The organism is Pseudomonas sp. WS 5051, assembly GCF_012985715.1.
GTDB classification, from domain to species: Bacteria; Pseudomonadota; Gammaproteobacteria; order Pseudomonadales; family Pseudomonadaceae; genus Aquipseudomonas; species Aquipseudomonas bubulae.
This window is the reverse complement of the sequence record NZ_JAAQWV010000004.1, coordinates 378,605-399,866: the sequence shown is the minus strand read 5'-3', so window position 1 is coordinate 399,866 and position 21,262 is coordinate 378,605. Positions and strand designations below refer to the sequence as shown.

The following is a 21,262-nucleotide window of genomic DNA, read 5'->3' as shown; positions in this document are numbered from 1 at the left end:
GACGTGGGGTTATACCGCATATGTAACTTAATATTGAAGCCAATCCGCCCTCCTCCAAAGCCCCGGGCAATGGCCTTAGATCTGACTTTTCTAACAGCTGGCTGAACATGAAGAAATATTAAGAAACGTTTCAGCTTTTTCGAGGCAAAATGTGCTCACCGATAAAAAAGACCATCAGGTGGCGGTATGACCCGTATTTTGACCATTGAAGACGATGCCGTAACGGCGAAAGAAATCGTGGCGGAACTGACCAGCCACGGCCTGGAGGTCGATTGGGTCGCCAATGGCCGGGAAGGTCTGGTGCGCGCAGTCAGTGGCGACTACGACCTGATCACCCTCGACCGCATGCTTCCCGAACTGGACGGCCTGGCGATTGTCACCACCTTGCGCACCATTGGCGTGAGCACACCGATCCTGATGATCAGCGCCCTTTCCGATGTCGATGAGCGCGTGCGCGGCCTGCGGGCCGGGGGCGATGACTACCTGACCAAACCCTTTGCCAGCGATGAGATGGCGGCCCGCGTGGAAGTACTGCTGCGGCGCAAAAGCCCGGCCGACAAATACGAAACCTCGCTGCGCGTCTCCGACCTGGAGCTCAACCTGATTACCCGCGAAGCCAGCCGCAGCGAACAACAGCTGAGCCTGCTGCCCACCGAGTACAAGTTGCTGGAATTCCTGATGCGCAACACCGGGCAGATCCTCTCGCGCATGATGATTTTCGAGGAAGTCTGGGGCTATCACTTCGACCCGGGCACCAACCTGATCGATGTGCACATCGGTCGTCTGCGCAAAAAAATAGATCCGCCGGGCCAGGTGCCTCTGATTCGCACTGTTCGAGGCTCGGGTTATGTCATTGCCGAACCCCTCTAAGGGCTGGCGTTCTTCCAGCAGCCGGCTGCTGGCGCTGTACAGTTTTCTGTTTGTGGCCTGGAGCTGCATCCTGATGGGAGTGCTGTATTACGAAGTCTCGGACTACCTGGGCAACCTGGCCAGACACTCGCTGATGCAGCGCCAACACCTGTTTGCTCGCTTTGAGGGTGAGCAACTCGACGAAGCGCTGGCCACCAGCATGACGTTCGATTTGCGTACAGTGGATGCCTATGGCCTGTTCGATGCGCAACACAGGCCGTTGAGCGGCCCGATCCAGACCATCCCTGCCGGGTTGCCACTGGACGGGCAGATCCATGCCTTGAGCACCTGCATTGACTCCGACGACCCCAATCTACCGCAAGACAGCTGCGATGCCGTAGCCACGCACACCAATGACGGGCGCTGGCTGGTGCTGGTGCGCGATAACGGCTCATTGTTTGCCGTAACGCGGATTATTCTGCATGCGCTGTTCTGGGGTGTGTCGCTGACCATCATCCCCGGTATTGCCGGCTGGCATTTGTTGCGCCGCCGCCCGCTGCAGCGCATCCGGTCGATTCAGGCCAGTGCCGAAGCAATTGTCGCCGGCGACCTGACCTACCGTCTGCCGCTGTCCAACCGCCGTGACGAACTGGACATGCTGGCCGCCATCGTCAACGCCATGCTCGATCGCATCGAACTGCTGATGCACGAGGTCAAGGGTGTGTGCGACAACATTGCCCACGATTTGCGCACCCCGCTCACCCGCTTGCGCGCCCAGCTGTACCGGATGCGCCAGCAAGCCGTCGAGGGCTCGGCCGAGGCGTTGCAGCTGGACGAAGTGATCGGCGAAACCGACACCCTGATGGCACGCTTTCGCGGTTTGTTGCGCATCTCGGAACTGGAAGATCATCAGCGTCGTTCCGGTTTCCTGCAACTCGACCCGTTGCCTCTGTTGCAGGAGCTGTACGATTTTTACCTGCCGCTGGCTGAAGAGGGTCAGGTGACGTTGACGCTCGAAACGCCAGCGGCCTTGCCTGGCCTCACGGGCGATCGGGCTTTGTTGTTCGAAGCCCTGTCCAACCTGCTGAGCAATTCGATCAAGTTCACCCCGCCCGGCGGCGAGGTGATCCTGCGGGCGACCGACGACAATGGCAGCCCGCTCATCGAAGTGCTCGATACCGGCCCCGGCATCCCCGAGGCCGAACGGGTGGCGGTGTTCCAGCGCTTTTACCGGGTTGATGACAAGCACAGCGGCTTTGGCCTTGGCCTGTCCATCGTCGCCGCCATCGTCAACCTGCACGGCTTCAGCCTGGAGGTGAACAACCGCGAGAACGGCGGCGCCCGGCTGACCCTGCATTGTCGCCAGAGCCTGATCAATCCCGGCTGACCGCGTTGCCTTTAATCGCGAGCAAGCCCGCTCCCACATGGACGATGCACATCCTGTGGGAGCGGGCTTGCCCGCGATTGGGGGGCACCACGGTGCTCCCGCAAAAAAACAATCCTCTGGCTCGATAGACACAACTTGGCACACTTTTTTCTTGTTATTTGCCGTTCGCAGTTTTTTCTCTGGAATCACAGCTTCCAGGGGGTGTAACCGCACCAGTTGCGAACAAGGGCGGTATAGCCGTCCATATTCAGTGCAAAGACCGACCAAAAGTCGCGTCAATGACCCGCTGTCATAAGGAATAACAACGATGTCTGATGTGTGCACGCCAACCCTCTCCCTGCATTCCCCCTATTTGTGTGCCTTGCGCCTGCGCGGCCAGAACGCCTGTCCAGGCACTGACACTTAGTCTGCCCAGCCTCTGAAGCCCCGCCTTGTGCGTACGGGCGACGGATAGCCACCTCCTGTTTTTCTGCGTACCCCCTGCTTGGCCGCCCTTTAAGCAAGTGCGGCAGAAGCGGCTCTTTTGGCATTGTTTACAAGACAGGTATGTCATGTCCGAATTTGACGCTATAACCGTTCCTCCCAATCGGCCGTGGGCCCTGGTATGGCATTACATCCGCCTGTATCCGCGCTGGTATTGGGGTATTACGCTGCTGCAAGTCGGCGCGGCGATGGCTGCCACGTTGATGCCCTACGCCATTGGCCGCATCACCGGCGCGGTCAGTGAAGGCGCCTGGCAACAAGGCGACCTGTTGCAGGCCAGCCTGCCCGCCCTGGGCCTGCTGTTCGCCCTGGCAGTGGTGCAATTGCTCTGTGCCAGGGGTGCCACGCTGTGCATGATCATGGTCAGGCCCCTGCAGAAAATTCGTATCGTGCGCGACATGTTTGCCTATCTGCAGCGTCACTCGGCCCGTTATTTCGGTGAACACTTTGCCGGTAGCCTGGCCCACCGGATCAATGAAGGCACCATCGGCCTGCTGGAAATCACCTGGCTGCTGATCGTGGAAATGCTGCCGATTGTCGCGGTGCTGGTCACCAGCCTGGTCATGCTGACCCTGGCTTCGCCCTGGTTGGGCCTGGGCCTGCTGGTCTGGGTAGCGGCGTACACCTGGCTGGCGTATCGGTTGTCGCTCAAGGCACAAAAACTCGCCGCCAGGCATGCCAGCGCGCGCAGCCTGACCACCGGCAAGATTGTCGATGCGGTGGGCAACCTCAACAGCATCCGTCTGTTCGCCCGTCAGGATTACGAACTCAACTACCTGAACCGCTACCAGATCGAGGAAAAACAGGCCGGACAACGCTCCTTCTTCTATCAGGAAAAGGTCCGCATGCTGCAGGACAGCCTGGCCATTGTGTTGCGGGTGGGGCTGGTGGCCCTGGCGCTGTACTTGTGGCATCTGGGCAAGATCGATGTGGGCCAGTTTGTCATGGTGGCCACCCTGGGCCTGATGATCGTGGCGCAATGCAGCTTTTTGAGCATGCAGTTCATGCATTTTTTCGAGTGCATCGGCAATATCGAGAGCAGTATCGATACCCTGCTGCAACCCCATGAAATGCCCGATCAGCACAGCGCCCAACCCGTCAATATCGAGAAAGGCGCCATCCGCTTTCGCGATGTCAACTTCGGCTATAGCCCCGACAGGCCGATCTTCAAGCACTTCAACCTGGATATTCGGGCCGGGCAACGGGTGGGTATTGTCGGTTTGTCCGGCTCGGGCAAATCAACGTTGCTAAGTTTGCTGTTGCGTTCGTACGATCCCCAGGGTGGCAAAATTGAAGTGGACGGCATCGATATACAGGCCATGACCCAGCAGTCGCTGCACACCCATATCGGCTTGATCCCCCAGGAGCCCGGACTGTTTCATCGATCCTTGCGCGAGAATATCGGCTATGGCGATGTGCATGCCGGTGACGCGCAAATTATCCTGGCCGCCAAGCGCGCCCATGCCCATGAGTTCATTCTGCAAATGCCCGAAGGGTATGACGCCCTGGTCGGTGAGCGCGGGGTCAAGTTGTCCGGTGGTCAGCGCCAGCGTATCGCTATTGCCCGGGCACTGTTAAAGAACGCGCCCATCCTGATACTGGACGAAGCCACCGCCAGTCTTGATTCAGAAACCGAAAGTCTGATTCAGAACAGCCTCGACGACATCATGTCGGACAAAACCGTACTGGTAGTAGCTCATCGCCTTTCAACTATCGCCCATCTCGATCGCATTGTTGTATTGGACAAAGGGCAGATTGCCGAAGATGGCACTCACCACCAACTACTGGAACGTAAAGGCCTGTACTACCGACTTTGGCAACATCAGTCCGATGGATTGTTGAGTGAACAAGATGAACTGAAAGATGACTTGCCAGTCACGGAAAAAGCGTAACAGCCCCTCCCCCCATATTATTCAGTTGCTTTTCCGCAACACTAACTGCCTGGTACGTTTTACGTTATTACTTGATGATAGTTGCCTATAAGCACCTGCCCACCGACATTCGGCTGGCCGGTGCTTTTTTATTTGCCATCGGTAACATCGAGGGGGTGCGCTCCCTGATGGCACACGCTTCCCAGCCTGCCAGCCATAGGACCCGACAACTGCACTGTTAGTTGGCAGTCACTGTTCACGTTGGTGCACTCTTTTATTACACCCGCCTGCGATTGCCTGATTGTCAGACAATGACGCCGTATCATTCATTCAACTAAGCCCCTTACTTTGTGCGACGCCTTAGTTCATGCCCCGTCATTATCCCTTGCACTATTACTCTGGATGAAACCTGTCACACCCATATTAAATAAACCGCCATCACCCTACATTTCCTGCGCTGTTGGCATAGCTGTTGCTTTACCTAACTTAACGGAACTTTACAAACCTCCAGACACCGTACCTCTTGATTCAACACAAGGAATACACATGACATTCTTGCCCTCCCGCTTTTGACACACCGTAATAAGTGTTTTCCTGCACTTATTACACAACCGTTAAACAAACAGTTCTCGTCCCTGCGTGCAAGGGCGAACGGAGCCTTATTGCCCTTCATTTAGTCGAGGGACTTTTATGAGTGACGAGGTAAAGAATAAAACGCGGTCTGCCCCGCTGCTCGACGCCGAACGAGTACAGCAGTGGACCCATATTCCCCATGTAGCCAACACCTCGACACCCGCAGGCCTGGTTACATCGCGGGCGTTGTTGCTGGTGGGCCTGGTTGCCCTGCTGCACGCAGGCGCCTGGTGGGTCATGCAGCAGGCCAAGGCCGAGCCCGTGGTCACGCCGCCCGAAATTCCGGAAATGACCGTCGAACTGACCAGCCCGGCACCACCGGCGCCACCCGTGGAAGAGCCGCCACCGCCACCGCCGCCGCCAGAACCCGAAGCTCCACCCGAGGACGAAGATGCGGTGAAGGAGCCGCCAAAACCGGTGGAAAAACCCAAGCCCATAGAAAAACCCAAACCGGTGGTCAAGCCCAAGCCGGTGCAAAAACCGCAGCCGGTCAAGTCCGCCCCACCGGCGCCAGCTGCTCCGGCGGCACCGACTGCGCCAGCAGCACCCGCGGCGCCTGCCGCAGCACCGGGTCCGGTCAAGGAAACCGCAGCGGTATCGGGGCTCGCCAGCCTTGGCAACCCGCCGCCCGAGTACCCATCCCTGGCCTTGCGACGCAGTTGGGAAGGCACTGTGGTGCTGCGAATCAAGGTACTGCCCAACGGGCGCGCCGGGACGGTGGAGGTCACCAAATCCAGCGGTAAACAGGCACTCGATGACGCGGCTGTAGAAGCCGTACGCAACTGGAAGTTTGTCCCGGCCAAACGAGGGGATACCCCCATCGAAGGATTTGCCACCCAGACCATCTCTTTCAAATTGCCGGAATAACCCAGCCGGGTGCCGACACTAACTTTTATTTAGCCGCCGTGTGAGGTGTAACCATGAACGAGTCTATGTCTTCCATGATTGTCCCCGGGGTGCTCTGGGCACTGGTGCTGTTTTCGGTGGTGAGCTGGGCCTTGCTGCTCATCAAGTCATCGCAATACCTGCGCCAGAAAGCGCAAAACTCGCAATTCAGCAAAGCCTTCTGGGCAGCCCCTGACCTGCTGACGGCGGCCGAACACGCCAGCCAGTACCCCGGTGCCCTGGCCCGCATCGCCAACAGTGGTTTTGAAGCCATGATTGTTGATGACAGCCCGCGCACCACCCAGCAACTGGCCCACACCATCAACCGCTCCGATCGTCTGGAGCGCAACCTGCGCCAGCAGATCCAAAAAGAGCGCCGCGCCCTGGAAAGCGGTCAGGCGATTCTTGCCAGTATCGGCAGCACCGCGCCCTTTATCGGTCTGTTCGGCACCGTGTGGGGAATCATGGAAGCGCTGCAAACCATCGGCGCAACCGGCTCCGCCAGCCTGGAGACCGTGGCCGGGCCCATCGGTCATGCCCTGATCGCCACCGGCGTGGGGATCGCGGTCGCGGTACCGGCAGTGCTGATTTACAACTTCTTCCTGCGTCGCCTCAAGCTGGCCTCGGCCAACATGGACGACTTTGCCCATGACTTCGACGCCCTCGCCCAGCGCAGCGCCTTTGCCATCGACCGCCAGGCCATTTCCAACAAGCGCACCCCAGTGCGGGAGGCAAGCTGATGTCTTTCTCAACCCAGGACAGTGACGAAGTACTCAGCGAAATGAACGTCACCCCGCTGGTGGACGTGATGCTGGTACTGCTGGTGGTGTTTATCGTGACCACGCCGATGATGACCAACGCGATCAAGATCAACCTGCCCAAGACCGACGCCGTGGCCTCGGCGCAAAAAAAGGACCCGGTGGTGGTCAGCGTTGACCAGGACGGCAAGTTCTACCTGGCCAAGAACGAAGTGGCCCCCGAACTGCTGGAAAAAAGCCTGCAGGACGTGAAGGCCCAGGACCCGGAAGTGCGCGTGCAGTTGCAGGCGGACGAAGGTGTCAACTACGGCCAGGTGGCCAAGGCCATGGCCTCCATTGAACGCTCGGGCATTACCAAGATATCGGTGATGACCGCCAGATGAAGCCCTCACCCCACCCCTCTCCCATAGGGAGAAGGCCAGGGTGAGGGGCTTTTGATCCTGATGTAACCACGCACCACCCACGCCGCGCAGGGGCTTTTGGCCCCTGCAGGGGAGCGGCTTGCTTGAAAAAAGTGTTTTGCCCGGGTCGACACAACCCAACTGGAGTCATGAGGGCTCACAAGGCCATTCCAATAAACGTCTGAATAAGCCGGAAATAACCATGCAGATGAAGAGTTCAGGTTTTACCCTCAAGCCGCTCGTTGCAAGCTTGCAGCGACACCGTTTTGTGCCGTTGTATCTGGTCGCTCTGGGGATGAGCGCGGGCCAGTTGCAGGCAGCCGAAGTGAGCACCACGGATGATTCGTCCGCTGCCGTCAGTGCGGCCACGGTCAGCACCGACAGCGCCGCAGCGCCGGCCACCACGCAACTGGACCGGGTCGAAGTGACCGGTTCGGCGATTCGCCGGGTGGATGCCGAAACCGCCGTGCCGATCACCATCCTGCGCGCCGAGCAGTTGCGCAACGAAGGCGTGACCACCACGGCCGAAATCATGCAGCGCGTGACGGGCAACCAGTCACTTCGCAACTCGGCCAGCTCCGTGGGTTCCGGTACCGGGGGGTCGACCTTTGCCGACATGCGCGGTATCGGTGCCAACAAGACCCTGGTGCTGCTCAACGGCCGCCGTTTGGGCAATAACGCCATTGACGGTTCTGCGGTAGACCTGAACACCATCCCGTTTGCCGCCATTGACCGCGTCGAGGTATTGCGCGACGGCGCATCGGCCTTGTACGGCACTGACGCGATTGGCGGCGTGATCAACTTCATCACCAAAAAATCCATGACCGACGGCACCCTGTCACTGGGCGGCGAAGGTGCAGATGCCAGTGGTGGTGGCGACAGCCACGATATCAGCGGTAGCTGGGGCTACGGCGATCTGGAAAAAGACCGTTTCAACGTCATGGCCGTTGCCGGCTATAACAAGCAAAACGCCTTGCATGCCAAGGACCGCACGTTCGCCAGTAACTACGAACCGGGCCGCGGCCTGGATCAGACTTCCGGCACGTCCAACCCCGCCAACTGGAGCCAGGGCAATATCAATACCAACCCGCTGGCGGCCAATGGTTGCAACGGGGCAAACCTGGTCCTGCGCCAGGGGCTATGCCGCTATGACACGCGCAACTATATCGACCTGCTGCCTGAAACCGAGAAGACCTCCTTTTTCGGCAAAGCGACCGGCAAGATCACCGATGACGACAACGTCAACCTGGAGTATTTCTGGGCCCGTAACAACAATGCCGTGGGTGTTGCCCCCGCACCACTGATTGGCGCCAGCATGGACCCGAGTTCGCCTTACTACCCGGGCAACGGCATAACCCCGGGCACCAGCGATCCATCCTTCGATCCCTCGCAACCGATCGGCCTGAACTGGCGTGAAACCGCTGCCGGTGGCCGCCAGAGCAAAGACCAGAATACCAGCCAGCGCCTGGTATTGAGCTTCGATGGTGTGGCCAAGGGCTGGGATTACAATGTCGGTGCCTCGTACAACCAGAATCAGGTGAACTCCAGTGTGACTGGCGGTTACGCCAGCGACGCGGCCATGCTCAACGGCATTGCTGATGGCATCATCAACCCGTTTGGCCCGCAAACACCTGCCGGGCAGGCCTATATCGACGATCACCAATACCATGGCCAGTACATGTCCTCGGTGGGCCGGGTCACCGGTATCGACGGGCGCATGAGCCGTGAGATCGGCGACTGGTTCGGCGCAGGCCCGTCGGGCCTGGCGATCGGCGGTGAATATCGTCAGGAGAAGTTCCACCAGACCTTCGATGGTTTTGTCGCGGATATTTCCAGCCTCGGGGCCGACCCCGACGCCAGTGTCTCGGGTGACCGTAACGTCAAGGCGGTGTACACCGAGCTGAACGTGCCCGTACTCGACAGCCTCGAACTGTCAGCCGCCGTGCGTCACGACAAGTACAGCGACTTTGGCAGCACCACCAACCCGAAATACTCGTTCCGCTACCAGCCGGTCAAGGAGCTGGTGGTTCGCGGTGCCTACAGTGAGGGCTTCCGCGCACCGTCGCTGTACGAGCTGTACAACCCGCAGTACACCACTTACACCCAGGGCTACTACAACGATCCGCGCCTGTGCACCGGTGGCGTAGTGCAACCGGGGGGCAACGCCGGGCGCGATTGCGGCCAGCAGTTCCATAACCGCACCGGCGGCAACACTGAACTGTCCCCTGAAAAAGCCCGCAACGTGACCGTCGGTTTTGTCTACCAACCGGTGCGCAATCTGTCGATGGGCCTGGATTTCTGGTGGATCCACATCGCCAACCAGATTGCCGAGTTCCCGGAATCCACCGTCTTTGACGATCCGAACGCCTATGCCGACCGCTATGTGCGCAATGCCGACGGTTCGCTCAACTATGTACAGACCGGCCTCGCCAACCTGGGTGCTGTCAAGACCAGCGGTGTTGACGTGTCGCTGGACTACAAGTTCCCCAACACTCCCTACGGCCAGTTCGGCCTTGGCCTGCAAGGCACCTATGTGTCGCGCTATGACTACCAGACCACCATTGGCGGCAGCTACACCGACAAAGTGGGCGCGTTCAAGGATGACGGCATGGTCGCGCGCTGGAAACACGTGTTGAGCGGCACCTGGAACCTGGGCGCCTACCGGGCCTCGCTGGTCAACCGCTTCACCAGCGGCTATGACGACGCCGATCCGGACACCCACTCCCGTGTAGCGTCTTATACCTTGTGGGATATCTCCGGTGGCTACACTTTCAATAAGACCGTGGACCTGGATGCGGGGATCAAGAACATGTTCGACCGTAACCCGCCGTTCTCCAACCAGGCCTACAACTTCCAGAATGGCTTCGATCCGCGTTATGCCGATCCGATGGGCCGTACGTTCTTCGCCCGTGCCACCTATCACTTCTGAGCAACCACCGCTGCCGGCTCACTCCGGCTGGTAGCGGGTTAACTGCGAAATCGCGACCCCGCCGCATTTTAACGCGCAATGCGGCGGGGATTTTTCCAGGCAGTCGATGGTTCAACACGCGGTACAAGGAAGCCCAATGATGTCTGCATTTTTCCTGCCCCTGCTCCGTTCGCTGCTGGTGCCCGTGCTGTCCTGCGTGTGCCTGAGCGTCAACGCCGCGCCCGGCCATGCCCTGACGGTGTATGGCGAAGCGCCCAAATACCCGGCCGACTTCCAGCACTTCGATTTTGTAAACCCGAACGCGCCCAAGGGCGGTTCGCTCAGTCGAACATCGATGGAAATCGGTCAGTTCACCTACCTGTCGCCCTATATCGACCAGGGCACCGGTGTCGCCCAGGTCGATCAATGGGTGAATGCCCCCCTGGCCTTCCGCTCGCTGGACGAGCCCTATACGGTTTACGGGCTTGTCGCGCAGAAGATCGAGCGCGAACCCGACGGCCTGTGGGTGCGTTTCTACCTGAACCCCAAGGCCCGTTTCGCTGACGACACGCCGATCACCGCCCAAGACGTGGCCTTTACCTACGACACGCTGATGACCAAAGGCAGCCTGAGCTATCGCATGCTCTACGGCGAGGTCAAGGACAGGGTCATCGAAGGCCCGCTGCAGATTCGTTTCGACTTCAAGAACAACCAGAACCGCACCCTGGCGCTGGATCTGGCCAGTCTGCATATCCTCCCGGAACACTGGTGGAAGACCCGCGACTTTACCGCCGGTGGCGGCTACGAGCCACCGCTGGGCAGCGGTCCGTATTCGGTCTCCGGGGTTGACCCGGGGCGCAGTGTCACCTTTGCGCGCAACAAAAACTGGTGGGCCAAAGACTTGCCCGTCAGCAAGGGCCTGTACAACTTCGATAGCTTGAAAGTGATGTTTTACAGTGACATCGACGTGGCCCGCGAGATGCTCAAGGCCGGGGCATTCGATTACAACCGCGAGTTCTCCGCCACCGGTTTCAGCATCGGCTACGCCAGCCCGGTGCTCAGCGACGGGCGCCTGCAAAAAGGCGTGTTCGCCAAGGAAAAACCCAGTGCCGGCCAGGGGTTTACCTTCAACCTGCAAAACCCGTTTTTCCAGGATCGCCGGGTACGCGAGGCGCTGAGCCTGCTGTGGGATTTTGAATGGACCAACAAGCAGATGATGCGCAACTTCTATGTCCGCGCGCAGAGCTACTTCCCGAAAAGCGAAATGTCCGCCACGGCACTGCCCGACGCCCGTGAACTGGAGATTCTCGAACCCTTGCGCGGGCAGATCCCCGATGAAGTGTTCACCCAGGTGTACCAGGCGCCGAAAACCGATGGCAGCGGTTATATCCGCGACAAACAACTGCAAGCCCTGGCGCTGCTCAAGGAAGCCGGCTGGACACCCAAAGACAACCTGCTGGTCAACGCCAAGGGCGAACCGCTGCGCTTCACCTTTCTCGACAGCCCCAGCGGCTTCGATCGCATGGTTTTGCCCTGGAAACGTACGCTGGCGCAGATCGGTATCACCATGGACATTCGCAAAGTCGACTCGGCGCAGTACATCAACCGCACCAATGCCCGTGACTACGACATGATGGTCGGCCAGTTCCCCCGCAGCGGCCATCCGATCGTCTCGCCCGGCCGTGAGTTGTACGACATGTTTGGCTCACGCAGCGCCACCCAGGCGGGCGCTTCCAACAACATGGTGCTGCGCAACCCGGCCGTCGACAAGCTGATTGACGGGGTAGTCCAGGCCAACAGCCGCGAAGAGATGGTGCATTACACCCGCGCCCTCGACCGCGTATTGCTGTGGAACTACTACATGATCCCTCACTACTACTCGGTCGGCACCCCGACGGTGTACCTGAACCGCTTCGGCCAGCCCGCCAGGGAGGCCAAATTCGACGAAGGCCTGGACACCTGGTGGGAAGTCAGCAAAACCCCATTAACCAATGCTGCGTATGGCCAGGCCAACGCACAGCCGGAGGGTCATTGAGATGCTGCATTACATCAGCCGTCGCCTGTTACTCATCATCCCCACCCTGCTGTGCATTCTGGTGGTCAATTTTATGATCGTGCAGGCCGCCCCCGGTGGTCCGGTGGATCAGGCCATTGCCCGCCTGCAGGGCTTCGGTGGCGCTGCGGTCGGCGGCGGCGGTGGCGAAATGGCCGCGGCCGCCGGCGGGGCCAGCCGTAGCAGTCGCGGCCTTGACCCGGCATTGATCGAAGAAATCACCAAGCATTACGGCTTCGACAAACCCATGCACGAGCGTCTCTGGCTGATGCTCAAGAACTACGCGCAACTGGACTTCGGCAGCAGTTTCTTTCGCGGGGCCAAGGTCACTGACCTGATCGTGGAGAAACTGCCGGTATCCATCTCGCTGGGCCTGTGGGCGACGCTGATCACCTACCTGATTTCCATTCCGCTGGGCATCCGCAAGGCCATACACAACGGCAGCGCCTTCGATGTATGGACCAGCACGGCGATCATCATCGGCTACGCCATGCCCGCCTTTCTGTTCGCCATTCTGTTGATCGTGGTGTTTGCCGGCGGCAGTTATGTCAGCTGGTTCCCGGTGCAGGGCATCGTCTCGGACAACTTCGACAGCCTGAGTTTCTTCGGCAAGATCGGCGATTATCTGTGGCATATGGTACTGCCCGTGTCGGCGCTGGTGATCGGCGGTTTTGCCACCCTGACCATCCTCACCAAAAACAGCTTTCTCAACGAAATCAGCCGACAGTATGTGGTTACCGCGCGGGCCAAAGGCCTGACCGAGCGCCGCGTGCTTTACGGCCATGTGATGCGCAACGCCATGCTGCTGGTGGTAGCCGGGATTCCCCAGGCGTTGATCGAGGTGTTCTTTGCTGGCTCCCTGCTGATTGAAACCATCTTCAACCTCGACGGCATCGGCCGCATGAGCTACGAAGCGGCGGTATCACGGGACTACCCGGTGGTGTTTGGCACCCTGTTTCTGTTCACCCTGTTCGGCCTGCTGATCAAGCTGATCGGCGACCTGTGCTACACCCTGCTCGATCCCCGTATTGATTTCTCGGCGAGGACTGCCTGATGTTCAACCTCTCTCCTCTTGGCCGTCGCCGCCTCAAACATTTCAAGGCCAACCGCCGTGGCTGGTGGTCACTGTGGATTTTTATCGGGCTGTTCGTGGTATGTCTGGGCGGTGAACTGATTGCCAACGACAAGCCCCTGGCGATTCACTACAAGGACAGCTGGTACTTTCCGATTGTCAGCAGTCACCTCGAAACCGATTTCGGCGGCGAGTTGCCCTTTGAACCCGACTACCGCAGCGACTACGTACGCAAGCTGATTGCCGATCAGGGCGGCTGGATGCTCTTCGCGCCGATTCCGTTCAGCTACGACACCGTCAACTACGACCTCCAGGAGCCCTCACCCAGCCCGCCGAGCGCCACCAACTGGCTGGGCACTGACGATCAGGCCCGGGATGTACTGGCCCGCGTGATCTTCGGCGCACGGATTTCCATCCTCTTTGCCTTGATCCTGACCGCCATCAGCACCCTGGTGGGCATTACCGCCGGTGCCCTGCAAGGCTTCTATGGAGGCCTGGTCGACCTGCTTGGCCAGCGCGTGCAGGAAATCTGGGCCGGGTTACCGGTGCTGTACCTGCTGATCATTTTGTCCGGCTTTGTCGCTCCGAGTTTCTGGTGGCTGCTGGGCATCATGGCGCTGTTCAGCTGGCTGGCCCTGGTGGATGTGGTGCGCGCCGAGTTCTTGCGCGGGCGCAGCCTGGAGTACGTCAAGGCTGCGCGGGCCCTGGGCCTGACTGACGGCGCACTGATGCGCCGGCATATCCTGCCCAACGCCATGACCTCCACCCTGACCTACCTGCCGTTTATCCTGACCGGTGCCATTGCCACCCTCACCGCCCTGGACTTTCTCGGCTTTGGCATGCCCCCGGGCAGCGCATCCCTGGGCGAACTGATCGGCCAGGCCAAACACAATCTGCAGGCGCCGTGGCTGGGCCTGACCGCGTTCTGTGCGCTGGCGCTGATCCTGTCGCTACTGGTGTTTATCGGCGAAGCCTGCCGCGACGCCTTCGATCCCCGGACCTGAGAATTGACATGACCAACACACTGATAGAAATCCGCGACTTGCGCGTGAGCTTTGCCGGGGCAGAAGTGGTTCACGGCATCAACCTCGATATCCGCCGTGGCGAGTGTATGGCGCTGGTGGGCGAGTCGGGCTCGGGAAAATCGGTGACCGCGCACTCGATCCTGCGCCTGCTGCCCGGCAAGGCTGTCGAGACCCAAGGCAGTATCCGCTACGACGGCGTCGATCTGGTGCATGCCAGCGAAGCCCAGTTGCGCAGCTTGCGCGGCAACCGCATTGCGATGATCTTCCAGGAGCCGATGACCTCGCTCAATCCGCTGCACACCGTGCAAAAACAGATCAGTGAAATCCTTATCACCCACAAGGGCCTGAAAACCCGCGCTGCGCGGCAACGCACCCTGGAGCTGCTGGAACTGGTGGGCATCCGCGAACCGGCCAAGCGCCTCAATGCCTATCCGCACCAACTGTCTGGCGGGCAGCGCCAGCGGGTGATGATCGCCATGGCCCTGGCCAATGAGCCGGAACTGCTGATCGCCGATGAGCCGACCACGGCGCTGGACGTGACGGTGCAGCAAAAAATCCTCGAACTGCTGATCGACCTGCAACAGCGCCTGGGCATGTCGTTGCTGCTGATCAGCCACGACCTCAATCTGGTGCGCAAGATTGCCCAGCGCGTGTGCGTGATGCGCGGTGGCGAGATTGTCGAGCAGGCCAGTTGCGAGGCCCTGTTCAACGAGCCGAAGCACCCCTACAGCCGCATGCTGATCGAGGCCGAGCCCAGTGGCCGACCGGTACCGGGAGAGCACCGTCACAACCTGCTGCAAGTGGACAACCTGAAAGTCTGGTTCCCCCTGCCCAAACCGCTGTTCAGTCGCGAGCGACACTTTATCAAGGCGGTGGATGGGGTCAGTTTTGAACTGAAAAAAGGCCGCACCCTGGGCATCGTCGGCGAGTCCGGCTCGGGCAAATCGACCCTTGGCCAGGCTATTTTGCGGCTGGTGGACTCAGAGGGCGAAATCCGCTTCGGTAATAAACAACTGAACATCCTCAGCCAGAACCTGTTGCGCCCGTTGCGCCGGCAAATGCAGGTGGTGTTCCAGGACCCGTTTGGCAGCCTGAGCCCGCGCATGTCGGTGCAGCAGATCATCAGCGAAGGCTTGCTGGCCCATGACATTGGCACTGAGCAAGAACGCGAGGCAGCGGTGATCCGGGTCTTGCAGGAAGTGGGCCTGGACCCGCAAAGCCGTCATCGCTACCCCCATGAGTTCTCGGGCGGGCAGCGCCAGCGCATCTCCATTGCCAGGGCGCTGGTCATGGAACCGGAGCTGATACTGCTCGACGAACCCACCTCGGCCCTGGACCGCACGGTGCAAAAACAGGTGGTCGACCTGCTGCGCGACCTGCAGGCCCGGCATGGCCTGACCTACCTGTTTATCAGCCACGACCTGGCGGTGGTGCATGCCCTGGCCCACGACATGATCGTGATCAAGGACGGCAAGGTGGTGGAACAAGGGGATGCGCAGTCCATCTTCGACAACCCGCAACACCCCTATACCCGGGAACTGCTGCAGGCCAGCAGCTTGAAGATGCGGAAAACTGCGCTTGCCGATGCGGTGTAGCCGCTGACGAGGAACGCAGGCTGCGATCGGCTGCGCAGCGGCCGTAAAACCTGGGCAGCGGACTCAACTGGCACTCCGCGGTATCAGATTTTGCGACTGCTGCGCAGCCGATCGCAGCCTCGCTCCGCTCGTCAGCGGCTACAAGGTGTCGGCAGGGTCTACAAGCTCGGCCAACAACTCGGCAAACGCCTCCCGGGCACTGTGATGGCCGGTTTCACTGTGCCAGTAAAACTGGTTAGGGACCGGCTCCAGTTCGGCAAATCGGTAGCGTGCCAACTGAACGCAAACGCCAAAATGCTCAAGTAGCCCTTCAGGCACCAACGCCAGACCCGCACCCGCCCTGACGCAACCAATAATACTGCCCCAACTGGCGTAATCGACCCAGTTGACTTCAAGCCCCTGCACCGCCAACCCTCGCGCCAATACGGCGCGGTACGGGCAACCGGGTGGCCAGGCGAACACCGTGTGTTGATGCATATCCCCAAGACCCGTAAGCGGTGCGAGTGCCGGGCTGGCAATCACTATCAGGGGCTCGTGATAAAGCGGGGTTTTTGTAAGTTTTGGCTGATCGATGCCCCCTGCAATCACGGCGCCGTCGAGCCGGTGGTGCTGCACATCATCAATCAGTTGCCGCCATTGCCCAGTGACCAGTTCCAGGGTCACATGCGGATAGCGCTGATGGAACTCGGCCAGCATCGGCGGCAACCGCCCTGTGGCACAGGACTCAATCGCGCCGATACGCAGCTTGCCCGCAGGCACGGCATGGGGCTGCACGGCACGCCGGGCCTGGTCGACCAGCGCCAGGATCTGCTCGCAATAGCCGACAAACACCTGGCCCGCCGGGCTGATGCACAACCCCCGGCCCGCACGGGTAAACAACGCGGTGCCCAGCTCACTCTCCAGCTGTTTGATCCGGGTGGTGATATTCGACGGCACGCAATGCAGTTGCTGAGCCGCCAGCGCGATGCTGCCGCACTCTGCCACCGACTTGACCATACGCAACTGGCTAAGCTCCATGGTTCACTCCTGATGATTACAGAAATCTTTATATATCACTTGTCATGAATTAATAAACTGACAAAATTTGAGGTCTGTAAATAGCTTTGTTGAATCAAGACAGTGCCCCCCAAAAAATAAAAACCATAATGGAGTGGACAGCGTGGACACTAAAGAGGCAGTTATTGAAGCATTGGCACATTCCGTCTTTGACCATGGCGCGCTGAACAACGCATTCTATCAACGCTGGTTAGGCTCTCCAATGAAGCTCCGGGAGGTAGAAATATTTGCGCAAAATTATTGGGCCAGGACATGTCGTACAGCCTTGATGGTCGCGCTTTCTTTTTTACATGCAAAGCACATTTCAGCAAGAGCAGAAATCGTCAAAAACCTATACTCTGAGTTAGGCAACGGCGATGCAAAAAAAGCACACAGTGTGCTTTTAGAAAAGTACTTACTTGACCTGTTAAGTCGTCTAGCCGGAAGAAAATACACCTTGGACGAGTTAGAGGCGGGAGAGGTCTTACCCTCAACACATCTCTTTATTGCAGAGCAGGAAGCACTGTATGCACCCGCTGAGCAAGGACGACCGTCAAGTCATGCTCTAGGAGCACTGCTTGCCCAAGAGTGGCTTGCGTATTCAATGCTGACACGTTTATACGAGGGCGCACGAAATTATCAAAACTTGTATTCCAACAATGATGAATTCCACGAGTGGTGTGAATATTTTTACATCCATATTGGAGAAGCTGAAAAAGAGCATAAAGTTCAGTCACTAATAGCAGCAGCGCTTGAGTGCAGCAACGAAGCTGATTTGGCCGAACTAACCATTGGCTTCAAACGCTTTCTCGACATCACAGAAAACTACTGGAACGGAATAGCACGAGCTATTGAAGACGCTAAGACGTTGGAAATAAACATTTGAAGTGTTCGCACACAAGGAAGCAAATAATCGCAGCCCTGGCCGCTGTCGTACTGTGCTGGGCCTATTCACCGATCGGGATAAACATCGGCCTGCAGGATTATTCTCCGGGGCATCTGGCGTTGCTGCGGTTTTTGATTGCCTCGGTCTTTATGGCGGCTGTTGCGCTGGTGTTGCGCATTGGCCTGCCCCGGCTCAGGGATGTGCCCTGGCTGATCGTGCTGGGCTTTTTCGCCATTGTGCTGCATCACGTGGCGCTCAATTTCGGCCAGCGCTGGATCAGCCCCGGCGCGTCCAGCGTGTTGGCACAATCCGCACCACTGTTCAGCACCCTGATCGCACGGGTGTTTTTGAAAGAAACTGTCAGCGGCTGGCGCTGGTTATGGGTGGCTGTGGGGTTTCTGGGCGCGCTGGTGGTGGTGATCAGCGATAAAGGCATCGCAGGGTTCAGGCCCCAGGGCTTGCTGGTTTTGCTCGCGGCGTTTTCCTGGAGCGTCTATTTCGCCCTGCAAAAACATTACTCCAACCGCTACAGCCCTTTGACTCTGGTGTGCTACACGATCTGGAGCGGGACCTTGCTGCTGGGTGTATACACGCCGGGGCTCGTGGATGCAGTCTTGAATGCGCCGGCCCGGGTGAACGGGGCGGTGTTACTGCTGGGGATTTTCCCCAGCGCCCTGGCCTATCTGTTCTGGGCCTTTGTGTTGGCCCGCGCCGAGGTCAGTCGCGTAGTAGGAGTCATGTATTTGATCCCGCCGGTGGCAATGGTGATGGCGGCCGTCGTGTTGGGCAGCACCGTGTCGATGGGGGTGATGGCCGGCGCAGCCATCATATTAGCCAGTGTGATGGCGATGAGTCGCGTGCGGTAAAGACATGCTCTTTATTATTCCTAAAATGAATATATAAATCATTTTATATTCTTTTTTAAAAGCTAATTTTCCTGCAAGACTCTCGTCATAACTCTTCCAACTCATGATGAGAACGAAATGAAAAAATTCACTGCCCTCACCGCCCTGACCCTGGCTGTTTTGTCTGGCCTGGCCCATGCCGATCGTCTGGATGACATCAAAAAATCCGGTGTGCTGCGCGTGGCGTCCTTCGACAGCAACCCGCCCTTTGGTTTTGTCGATGCCAACAGCAAGCAGATCGAAGGCCTCGACGTCGACTACGCCAAGGCCATCGCCGACAAGCTGGGCGTGAAGTTGCAGTTGCAGCCAACCAACCCGGCCAACCGCGTACCGCTGCTGGTGGCCAACAAGGTGGACCTGGTACTGGCCAACTTCACCATCACCCCCGAGCGCGCCGAGCAGGTGAATTTCAGCATTCCGTACTTTGCTTCGGGCCAGCAATTTATCGTCAAGAAAGGCACCCTCACATCCCCCGAGGAGCTGAACAAATGGCGCGTAGGGGTGGACAAGGGCACGGTCAATGAAGGCGTGCTGCGCGAGAAATTCCCCGGTGCCAAAGTGGTGGCCTACGATGACACCCCGTTCGCCTTCACTGCCCTGCGCAACGGTAACGTCCAGGCCATCACCCAGGACGGCCCGAAGCTGATCGGCCTGCTGGCCAATGTGCCGGACAAGGACAAATACGAAGTGCCGCCGTTCACCATTTCCAATGACCTGATCGGTGTCGGTATTCCTAAAGGCGAAGCGCGCCTGACCGAGGTGGTCAACCAGACCCTCACCGACCTCGAAGCCCAGGGCAAGGCCCAGGGCATTTATGACGCCTGGTTCGGCCCGACCACCAAGACCCCGCTGACCCGCCTGTACAAGATTGGCGACAAGAGCTAAGCCACTGCCTCTGTGGGAGCGAGCCTGATCGCGAAAACTTTTCGCGAGCAGGCTCGCTCCCACAGTTCCTGTCTCCTTCAGCCCGTCACGGTCAACCGGACGGGTTTGCTCGTTTCTGGATGGACGCTGTTTCTATGTTCGGTGAACTGCTTGCCCCGCAATACCTGCACTGGTTGCTCGATGGTTTTGTCCTCACCCTGATCCTTTCCCTGCTGACCTGCCTGGTGGCTACCGGGCTGGGGTTTTTGCTGTGCCTGGCACGCATCTCGCCTTTGCGTGTGTGGTCGTGGCCGGCACGGGCCTACCTGGCCCTGTTTCGCAACACGCCACTGCTGGTGCAGCTGTTTTTCTGGTACTTCGGGGTCACGGCCATGCTGCCCGAAGGGCTGGTGATGTGGCTCAACCAGCCGCGCAGCCTGTCACTGGGGCTGTTTGAAGTTGACTGGCCGTCGTTTGAGTTTCTCGCCGGGTTCTGGGGGCTGATGCTCTACACCGCCGCTTTTATTTGCGAGGAGTTTCGCGCCGGTGTCAGTTCGGTGCGGGTGGAACAACGGGCGGCAGGTCTGGCGCTGGGCTTGAGGCCGGCACAGGTGTGGCGCTATATCGTGTTCCCGCAGGCGCTGCGCACGGCGTTGGGACCGTTGCTGGGCCAGTATATGAACGCCCTGAAAAACTCGTCTCTGACCATGGCCATTGGCTTGGCCGAGCTGTCCTACGCCTCGCGTCAGGTCGAGACCGAAACCTTCAAGACCTTTCAGGCCTTCGGTTTTGCCACTCTGCTGTATGTGGCCAGCATTGCCTTGCTCGAAGTACTTGGCCAATTGATTGCACGCAGCAAGTGGTATCGCCAGGGAGGGGTGTAAGTCATGGATTTTTCGGTTATCAGCGACAACTTTTCGTATTTCATGCTCGGCGCCTGGCCCAACGGACCTTTGGGCGGTGCAGCACTGACGCTGCTGCTCAGCCTGTTGTCGGGGATCATCTCGGCACTGCTGGGGCTGGTGCTGGGCATTGCCCTGGTGATGATTCGCGGCAAGGTGCGCTGGCTGTTGTTGGGTGTGCTGGGCTTTTTGCGGGCAATTCCGGTGGTGATGCTGATTTTCTGGAGTTACTTCCTGCTGCCCATCCTGTTCAAGGTCGATGTACCCGCGCTGGCCACCGTGGTGTGTGCGCTGTCGTTGATCGGCGGTGCGTACCTGGCCCACTCGGTGTATGCCGGGATCAGCAGCCTGCCGGCCGGGCAATGGGCGGCGGGCAAGGCTCTCGGCCTGGGTAGCTGGCAAGTGTTGCGTCTGATCATTCTGCCGCAGGCCCTGCCGATGATGCTGCCCTCCTTCCTCAACCAATGGATTTCACTGATCAAGGACACCTCGCTGGCGTACGTGATCGGGGTCGGCGAGCTGTCGTTTGTTGCCACCCAGATCAGCAACCGGGTGATGGTGCACCCGACGGAAATCTTCCTGTTTGTGGCGCTGGTGTACTTTGTGTTGTGCAGTGGCCTGGACTGGATGGCCAATCGGTGGGTCAAGCGCTAACCACCTTCTCACCTGTGGGAGCGGGCTTGCTCGCGATGGCATCACTGCGGTTTGCCTGGCAGACCGCGTTGTCCAAATCGCGGGCAGGCCCGCTCC

17 protein-coding genes are annotated in these 21,262 nt (G+C 59.1%); 16 read left to right on the top strand and 1 reads right to left on the bottom strand.

Annotation, left to right across the window (positions count from 1 at the left end; all coding sequences use genetic code 11):
• Positions 1–186 precede the first annotated feature (186 nt).
• From HBN79_RS09060 to HBN79_RS09010, 11 genes are all read left to right on the top strand, one after another.
• Entirely contained in the window at positions 187–870 is a 684-nt protein-coding gene (locus HBN79_RS09060; RefSeq protein ID WP_016780653.1) for a response regulator transcription factor, read from the top strand.
• Positions 848–2,236: a HAMP domain-containing sensor histidine kinase gene (locus tag HBN79_RS09055; RefSeq protein WP_169916578.1), complete on the top strand. Its 1,389-nt coding sequence runs from the start codon at positions 848–850 to the stop codon at positions 2,234–2,236. Before HBN79_RS09060 ends, HBN79_RS09055 begins: the two co-directional genes overlap by 23 nt.
• 551 nt (positions 2,237–2,787) lie before the next feature.
• Positions 2,788–4,611, top strand: coding sequence for an ABC transporter ATP-binding protein (locus tag HBN79_RS09050; RefSeq protein ID WP_095039033.1), 1,824 nt, complete (start codon positions 2,788–2,790; stop codon positions 4,609–4,611).
• 669 nt (positions 4,612–5,280) lie between these two features.
• Complete coding sequence (locus tag HBN79_RS09045) at positions 5,281–6,090, top strand: energy transducer TonB (RefSeq protein ID WP_095002840.1); 810 nt, start codon at positions 5,281–5,283, stop codon at positions 6,088–6,090.
• A 53-nt stretch (positions 6,091–6,143) separates the two neighbouring features.
• Positions 6,144–6,848 carry a MotA/TolQ/ExbB proton channel family protein gene (locus tag HBN79_RS09040; RefSeq protein ID WP_095002841.1) on the top strand — a complete coding sequence of 235 codons (705 nt, stop codon included), beginning with the start codon at positions 6,144–6,146 and terminating at the stop codon, positions 6,846–6,848.
• Entirely contained in the window at positions 6,848–7,249 is a 402-nt protein-coding gene (locus tag HBN79_RS09035; RefSeq protein WP_016780647.1) for a biopolymer transporter ExbD, read from the top strand. The genes HBN79_RS09040 and HBN79_RS09035 overlap by 1 nt, the downstream gene beginning before the upstream one ends.
• 118 nt (positions 7,250–7,367) lie before the next feature.
• Positions 7,368–10,196: a TonB-dependent receptor gene (locus tag HBN79_RS09030; protein ID WP_169916577.1), complete on the top strand. Its 2,829-nt coding sequence runs from the start codon at positions 7,368–7,370 to the stop codon at positions 10,194–10,196.
• A 136-nt stretch (positions 10,197–10,332) separates the two neighbouring features.
• Positions 10,333–12,210 (top strand): extracellular solute-binding protein, encoded by a 1,878-nt coding sequence (locus HBN79_RS09025; protein ID WP_169916576.1) that lies wholly within the window; start codon positions 10,333–10,335, stop codon positions 12,208–12,210.
• 1 nt (position 12,211) lies between these two features.
• Positions 12,212–13,282 carry a microcin C ABC transporter permease YejB gene (gene yejB, locus HBN79_RS09020; RefSeq protein ID WP_095002844.1) on the top strand — a complete coding sequence of 357 codons (1,071 nt, stop codon included), beginning with the start codon at positions 12,212–12,214 and terminating at the stop codon, positions 13,280–13,282.
• On the top strand, positions 13,282–14,304 hold the full coding sequence (locus HBN79_RS09015; protein ID WP_169916575.1) for an ABC transporter permease: 1,023 nt from the start codon (positions 13,282–13,284) through the stop codon (positions 14,302–14,304). The genes yejB and HBN79_RS09015 overlap by 1 nt, the downstream gene beginning before the upstream one ends.
• 8 nt (positions 14,305–14,312) lie before the next feature.
• Positions 14,313–15,920 (top strand): ABC transporter ATP-binding protein, encoded by a 1,608-nt coding sequence (locus HBN79_RS09010; protein ID WP_138738307.1) that lies wholly within the window; start codon positions 14,313–14,315, stop codon positions 15,918–15,920.
• A 138-nt stretch (positions 15,921–16,058) separates the two neighbouring features.
• On the opposite strand, the gene HBN79_RS09005 is transcribed toward HBN79_RS09010, so the two are convergent.
• Complete coding sequence (locus tag HBN79_RS09005; RefSeq protein WP_095032047.1) at positions 16,059–16,937, bottom strand: LysR family transcriptional regulator; 879 nt, start codon at positions 16,935–16,937, stop codon at positions 16,059–16,061.
• Positions 16,938–17,079: 142 nt separating this feature from the next.
• Between HBN79_RS09005 and HBN79_RS09000 the strand changes: the two genes are divergently transcribed.
• The 5 genes from HBN79_RS09000 to HBN79_RS08980 all read left to right on the top strand — a co-directional run bounded on the left by HBN79_RS09000 (position 17,080) and on the right by HBN79_RS08980 (position 21,166).
• Complete coding sequence (locus HBN79_RS09000; protein WP_238705515.1) at positions 17,080–17,841, top strand: iron-containing redox enzyme family protein; 762 nt, start codon at positions 17,080–17,082, stop codon at positions 17,839–17,841.
• Positions 17,838–18,707 carry a DMT family transporter gene (locus HBN79_RS08995; RefSeq protein WP_169916574.1) on the top strand — a complete coding sequence of 290 codons (870 nt, stop codon included), beginning with the start codon at positions 17,838–17,840 and terminating at the stop codon, positions 18,705–18,707. The genes HBN79_RS09000 and HBN79_RS08995 overlap by 4 nt, the downstream gene beginning before the upstream one ends.
• 117 nt (positions 18,708–18,824) lie before the next feature.
• Positions 18,825–19,631 carry an ABC transporter substrate-binding protein gene (locus HBN79_RS08990; protein WP_095002848.1) on the top strand — a complete coding sequence of 269 codons (807 nt, stop codon included), beginning with the start codon at positions 18,825–18,827 and terminating at the stop codon, positions 19,629–19,631.
• Between the two features lie 134 nt (positions 19,632–19,765).
• Positions 19,766–20,494 carry an amino acid ABC transporter permease gene (locus tag HBN79_RS08985; protein WP_095020718.1) on the top strand — a complete coding sequence of 243 codons (729 nt, stop codon included), beginning with the start codon at positions 19,766–19,768 and terminating at the stop codon, positions 20,492–20,494.
• A 3-nt stretch (positions 20,495–20,497) separates the two neighbouring features.
• Complete coding sequence (locus HBN79_RS08980) at positions 20,498–21,166, top strand: amino acid ABC transporter permease (protein WP_095002850.1); 669 nt, start codon at positions 20,498–20,500, stop codon at positions 21,164–21,166.
• The last annotated feature ends 96 nt before the right edge of the window (positions 21,167–21,262 follow it).

What these genes read in the sequence shown, in the direction of transcription:
- HBN79_RS09060 (WP_016780653.1), top strand. Translation starts at nt 187, where the DNA reads ATGACCCGTATTTTGACCATTGAAGACGATGCCGTAACGGCGAAAGAA.
- HBN79_RS09055 (WP_169916578.1), top strand. Translation starts at nt 848, where the DNA reads ATGTCATTGCCGAACCCCTCTAAGGGCTGGCGTTCTTCCAGCAGCCGG.
- HBN79_RS09050 (WP_095039033.1), top strand. Translation starts at nt 2,788, where the DNA reads ATGTCCGAATTTGACGCTATAACCGTTCCTCCCAATCGGCCGTGGGCC.
- HBN79_RS09045 (WP_095002840.1), top strand. Translation starts at nt 5,281, where the DNA reads ATGAGTGACGAGGTAAAGAATAAAACGCGGTCTGCCCCGCTGCTCGAC.
- HBN79_RS09040 (WP_095002841.1), top strand. Translation starts at nt 6,144, where the DNA reads ATGAACGAGTCTATGTCTTCCATGATTGTCCCCGGGGTGCTCTGGGCA.
- HBN79_RS09035 (WP_016780647.1), top strand. Translation starts at nt 6,848, where the DNA reads ATGTCTTTCTCAACCCAGGACAGTGACGAAGTACTCAGCGAAATGAAC.
- HBN79_RS09025 (WP_169916576.1), top strand. Translation starts at nt 10,333, where the DNA reads ATGATGTCTGCATTTTTCCTGCCCCTGCTCCGTTCGCTGCTGGTGCCC.
- yejB (WP_095002844.1), top strand. Translation starts at nt 12,212, where the DNA reads ATGCTGCATTACATCAGCCGTCGCCTGTTACTCATCATCCCCACCCTG.
- HBN79_RS09015 (WP_169916575.1), top strand. Translation starts at nt 13,282, where the DNA reads ATGTTCAACCTCTCTCCTCTTGGCCGTCGCCGCCTCAAACATTTCAAG.
- HBN79_RS09010 (WP_138738307.1), top strand. Translation starts at nt 14,313, where the DNA reads ATGACCAACACACTGATAGAAATCCGCGACTTGCGCGTGAGCTTTGCC.
- HBN79_RS09005 (WP_095032047.1), bottom strand. Translation starts at nt 16,937, where the DNA reads ATGGAGCTTAGCCAGTTGCGTATGGTCAAGTCGGTGGCAGAGTGCGGC.
- HBN79_RS08990 (WP_095002848.1), top strand. Translation starts at nt 18,825, where the DNA reads ATGAAAAAATTCACTGCCCTCACCGCCCTGACCCTGGCTGTTTTGTCT.
- HBN79_RS08985 (WP_095020718.1), top strand. Translation starts at nt 19,766, where the DNA reads ATGTTCGGTGAACTGCTTGCCCCGCAATACCTGCACTGGTTGCTCGAT.
- HBN79_RS08980 (WP_095002850.1), top strand. Translation starts at nt 20,498, where the DNA reads ATGGATTTTTCGGTTATCAGCGACAACTTTTCGTATTTCATGCTCGGC.